The sequence below is a fragment of the Nostoc sp. UCD121 genome (genome assembly GCF_014222285.1).
In the GTDB taxonomy this organism is placed as follows: Bacteria; Cyanobacteriota; Cyanobacteriia; order Cyanobacteriales; family Nostocaceae; genus Nostoc.
In genome coordinates this window covers 1-5,551 of sequence record NZ_JACKZS010000325.1, presented here as the reverse complement: position 1 = coordinate 5,551, position 5,551 = coordinate 1, and the positions used below count along the sequence as shown (strand labels likewise).

General features: G+C 39.6%; 2 protein-coding genes. One reads left to right on the top strand and one right to left on the bottom strand.

Features of this window, described 5'->3' with window-relative positions; translation table 11 throughout:
- Window positions 1-252 precede the first annotated feature (252 nt).
- Complete coding sequence (locus GNF10_RS34620) at window positions 253-3,549, top strand: ATP-binding protein (protein WP_185581346.1); 3,297 nt, start codon at window positions 253-255, stop codon at window positions 3,547-3,549.
- A 36-nt stretch (window positions 3,550-3,585) separates the two neighbouring features.
- Here GNF10_RS34620 and GNF10_RS34615 read toward each other — a convergent pair whose 3' ends face one another.
- Window positions 3,586-5,163, bottom strand: a complete 1,578-nt coding sequence (locus GNF10_RS34615; protein WP_260446162.1) for an alpha/beta hydrolase — start codon at window positions 5,161-5,163, stop codon at window positions 3,586-3,588.
- Window positions 5,164-5,551: the final 388 nt, after the last annotated feature.

Genomic DNA, 5,551 nt, shown 5'->3' with positions numbered 1-5,551 from the left:
GTACAAGCAAGCTATATGTAGCGTTTCTTAAAGTAAAAGGACTTAGGGGATTCTGAACTTCTTAATAAAAAGATAAATTTCAAATCTCACATAATAGGGTAATGTATTAATTCTCAATATTACCCAAGAGGGTAATATCATCTGAGACAGTTCATCTTCTATAATTATGCCAAATAGAATTCATCAAAATCAAGAGGCTTCTGTGTAAATATTAGTACCCCAACATTGCTGTTTAATTTCAGGAATTCGGATATGCCTTCTTTCACCCTTCGACTTTCAAAGCTGACTAAAAATGTGCAGTTGCGCCACATTCTTGTAGTGCCGTTTGTACTGCAAATTTCTCTAGCCGTAGGGCTAACTGGGTGGCTATCAATACATAATGGGCAACGAGCAGTCAATGAAGTTGCAATCCAACTCCGAAATGAAATCACGGCTCGAATCCAGCAGTACCTAAAGGTATATGTTGAAACGCCTCATAAAATCAATCAGCTAAACGCTAATGCGATTAAACTGGGTGAACTTAATATCCAAAAATTATTAACATTAGAACAACACCTTTGGTATCAACTGAAGACCTTTGACACAGTGACAGCAGTTTACGTTGGGTCAGAATATAGTGAACACGTTGCGGTTCAAAGGGCGGATGATGGTCAGTTTGAGGTGAAACTTTCAGGTAAGTCCACTGGGAATGAAATTAGGATTTATGCCGCAGACCAACCAGGACATTACACTCAACTTTTAAGATCCAAGCCTAATTACGATCCTCGGACTCGTCCGTGGTATCAATCGGCAGTTAAGTCTAAGACAGCTAGCTGGGGTGGAATTTATAAACTGTTTGCCACACCCAAATATGTGCTAAATGCCAGCTTGCCAATCTATGATGATGGCGGCAATCTGCTTGGCGTTGCTGCTGTCGATTTTTCACTGACTGGGATTAGTCAATATCTGCGGACTCTCAAAATCGGGCGAACGGGCGAAACTTTCATCCTAGAACGCCAAACAGGATTACTGGTTGGGAGTTCTGCCACTCAACAACCCTACATAATTCCAAATCCGACAGCCCCAATCATAGATCAGAATCCAGATCGAGTTAAGGCGATCGCAAGTAGTGATATTTTGACGCAACGCACTACTGAATTTTTGCAGCAACGTTTTGTAGACTTAACCCAGATTACCGAAAAACAACAACTAGATTTTGACATTGAAGGTCAACGGCAATTTTTACAAGTTGTACCGATGAAGCAGCAGGGATTGGACTGGCTAATCGTCGTAGTTGTCCCAGAACGGGATTTCATGGATCAAATTAATGCTAATACTCGTTCAACAATTTTACTTTGCCTGGTTGCGTTTGCACTTGCAACTGGATTGGGCATTCTTACCGCTCACTGGATTACACAGCCAATTCTCCGACTGGGAAGTACAGCCAAAGCGATCGCCGCCGGAAACTTAGACCAAAAGGTTTCTGTGAACAGTACAACCGAGTTAAACTCTTTGGCGGAGTCTTTTAACCTTATGGCCCATCAGTTGCGTGAATCCTTTTTAGCCCTAGCACGAACCAATGAAGAATTAGAAAGCCGAGTCACGCAACGCACCATAGAACTCGGTGAGAAAAATGCCCAACTTCAGAGGGAAATTCGCGTTAGCGAAGCTGCCCAAAAGAGTCGCCGAAAAGTAGAAGCAGCACTAAAAACATCCGAAGCAGAACTCCGGTTAATGTTCGCTGCTATGACTGATATGGTAGTGGTTTTTGATGCAGAGGGACGTTACCAAAAGTATGTGCAAACAAAGTATGTGCTAACACAATCCTTCGCTTATAAGCCTGATATGGATCGCATTGGCAAAAAAGTTGATGAAGTTTTACCAAAAGAAATCGCCAATTTAATACTCGATGCCATTCAGCAAGCTTTGCATCTGAGAGAAGAACCCAGAAACCCGGATGGAAGCCGCAAAAATGTTTTTGTTGAATATCACTTATCAAACAAGAATCGAGAAACTTGGTTTTTAGCTAGTGTTTCGCCATTATCTGACAATACAGTACTTTGGGTGGCTCGTGATATCACCAAGCAGAAAAAAACCGAAGCCGCGCTCAAGCAAGCCAAAGAAACCGCAGATGCTGCCAACCTCGCCAAAAGCCAGTTTCTCTCTAATATGAGCCATGAACTGCGGACTCCTCTTAACATCATCCTTGGCTTTACCCAACTGCTGCTGCGAAATCGATCGCTCAACTCACAGCAACAGGAATATCTTGATACGATCAACCGCAGTGGCGAAGACTTACTGACCTTAATCAATGATGTATTGGAAATGTCCAAAATTGAAGCAGGTCGAGTTATCCTCAGCGAAACAAATTTTGACCTCTACGGGCTTTTGGATCGCCTGCAACAGATGTTTGCATTGAAAGCCCAGTCGAGAGGATTAAAACTCATTTTGGAGCGATCGCCAGCCATTCCCCAATACATCTGTGCCGATGAGAGTAAATTACGCCAAGTTCTAGTTAATCTATTAGGAAACGCAATTAAATTTACGCGGATCGGTCAAGTAACCTTGCGGGTAGAAACTCCTAACCAAAACATCACACCAGATGAACCCATCACCCTAAACTTCAGCGTCGAAGATACGGGTTGCGGTATTGCTGATTCTGACTTTAATCGTCTATTTGAGCCATTTGTCCAAACAGAGGCGGGACAAAAAGCTCAGGAAGGTACTGGACTTGGATTACCCATCAGCCAGCGATTTGTACGGCTCATGGGCGGAGATATCAGGGTGAATAGCACGCTCGGAAAAGGCTCAATTTTTACCTTTGATATCCGAACTCGTGCAGTAATTATGGATACCTTGCCAACGCCTGCACCAAGTCGGCAAGTTATCGGTTTAGAAAAGGAACAACCCAGCTATCGCATTCTGATTGTTGAGGATAAACTAGAAAATCGGCAGCTTTTAGTTGAGTTATTAACACCCGTTGGCTTTGAGGTACGGGAAGCGGTAAATGGTCAAGCTGCGATCGAACTTTGGCAAAATTGGTCGCCTCACCTCATCTGGATGGATCTACGGATGCCAATTATGAACGGATTTGAGGCAACCAAACATATTAAAGCAGCAGGCGCTCAAACCCCAGTTATCATTGCATTGACCGGAAGCGCATTTGAGGAAGACCGCTTAACAGCGCTGTCCGTAGGTTTTGATGACTTTGTGCGTAAGCCATTTCGGACGACCGTAATTTTTGAAAAGATGGCTGAATATTTGGGTGTTCGTTATGTTTATGCTGATGAACTAAAAAATCAGGAAAAAGCATCTTGGCCTTCTAACGCTTCATTCATCACACCTAAATTAACGGTTGCAGATTTAAGCGTCATGCCTAGTGACTGGATTGAGCAACTGCATCAGGCAGCACTCCGAATAAATGCTAAAGAAATTCTTATGCTGATTAAGCAAATTCCTGAACAACATGCTCATCTGAGCGTGGCACTAACCAATCTCGTAGACTGCTTCTGCTTTGAAGAAATTATTGCATTAGGGAGTACCAAAGAAATAAATAAACCAAAAATGTAGATGTACAAAGTGCTTTTTCTTCATCTTTATTAGAGGTTATTTATAATTTTTTAGTTCTTCAGATGTCAGAGATGTAATTAGACTTAACGGTAGTGGTTGCTGACTAATTGTATTAACGTATTCTGTACTCAAGTATGGAAGGTAACTTGGCTGTCCAGCAATATATGTTTCAAAGAAAGGAACACTTAAAGCTTTAACATAGCGACGTGCTAAAACTGGACTTGAACCGATTGCTTGTGTAGGAATAGGAATGGTTGCATTGGGTGATTCAGCAATCGTAGAAAAGTGTGTCCCGCCATTGATAAGCGTTAAATACTTATTTGAAGTTGTTAACCAAGTAAAAGGCTGAATTTGTTCTAGTAACGCCGGAGTAACAGTATCAGAAGTGCCAGATACAATCATTACAGGAATTTTGATTTGGCTAAGGCTAGCCTGACCAAAAATACTTCTACCAACTGGATTAATGACAATTGCTGCTTTTATCCTTGTATCCGATAAATTATATTGGAAATTTGGTAAATTAACACCCAAACATTGAAGTAACAGCGAAACATTTAACGTATCTTCCAAAGCTGAACAGTCAGCTTTTAATTGCTCAAAATTGATCTTTGCACCGGCTAATGCTAATGCTGTATATCCACCAAATGATTGCCCTATGACACCAACTTGGTCTAAATTTAAACGTCCTTGAAAGGTTGGATTCGACTTAGATAACCTAGTGAGTTCATCTAGTAAATATTTAATATCTAAAGGTCTATCAATAAGTTCTCTAGGATTAGTAACTTGATTTGTTGTACCCTTTAATAATGCTTGTAGTTGTTTTGAATCACTACCCGGATGTTCTGGAACCGCAACTACAAAACCATAAGAAGCGAGATGTTCAGCTAGATATGCAAAACTTGTTCTGTCAGAACCAAGTCCATGCGAAATAACAATTATTTTCCGAGGAGTTGGAGCAACTGGGAGGTAAATATCAGCTAAGAACCTTCTATTACGTGTAAGGTCATTAAGAGTAATAGTTTGCTTTAAGAAACGAAAACTTCCGGTTTTTCCTAAGTCCATCAAGGGAATAGAATCAACTTTAGAAACAGTGATTACATTTTGTTGAGATTCTTCATTAATAAGTGCTACTGCATTTTGAGTTTGATTTACTAAATCTTGTAATGTTTCTGCTATTTCTAAAGTCTGGTTTAAGTTAATTGAAATTGAGCTTGCAGGAAACTTTTGTAAGATATTTAAAAGGGTAAAATCTTTTTGATCTGTGGCTGATAAAATTAGTGCCGAGCGAATTGCATAAAAGCCTGACAATCTAGATTCTGTCTGAATAATTTTTCCCAATCTTTGTAATAATCGCTCACCAATTGGTGTATAAAGAAACTGCGAAATTTCTACTTCATTTAAGGGAATACGAGTTAGTAAAACTTTCCGCAGTTGAGTTAGTTGCTTTTTGTCTACATACTGACTATAGCCAGCAAAATCATCATCTATGTTACCTGTTTTAGCATAGTTTTCCAGCGAACTAATGGGGATAGACCTTTCTAAAACACCATAATTAAATTTTAGGCGCTCTGCACCGAAAGCGGGATAAGTCGTTAATGTAGGCAGCAATGCCATACTAAAAATTCTTAAAGCCAATTTCTGCCAAACAGTTTTTTTATCGATAAGATGAGTCATTACACACCACTTTAGATATTATATTGATTACGCAATAAGAAAATTAGCTAGGTAAGGGGGATATCTCATAATGCTTTCGATATTTTTAAAAAGTGTATTCTTTGGAAGTGGCTGAAGACTTGTATAATATAAGACTTGTGTTCGCTTCGTGTAGTATTACCTGAGTAAATTTAGATTATCAAATCGTTAAAATATCGATTAAAACAACAAAATCTTTTAGTATCTTAAGTGAACCTAGTATTTTCCTAATCTATCCAGAGAAAGATAAAAGGTATATTCTTTTACTGACAAATATTTTAATTAGTTGTCATTCCTGTGACAATAGTAT

Bases quoted from the DNA above. Each gene is read 5' to 3' on its own strand.
- GNF10_RS34615 (WP_260446162.1), bottom strand. From the start codon at position 5,163: ATGGCATTGCTGCCTACATTAACGACTTATCCCGCTTTCGGTGCAGAG.
- GNF10_RS34620 (WP_185581346.1), top strand. From the start codon at position 253: ATGCCTTCTTTCACCCTTCGACTTTCAAAGCTGACTAAAAATGTGCAG.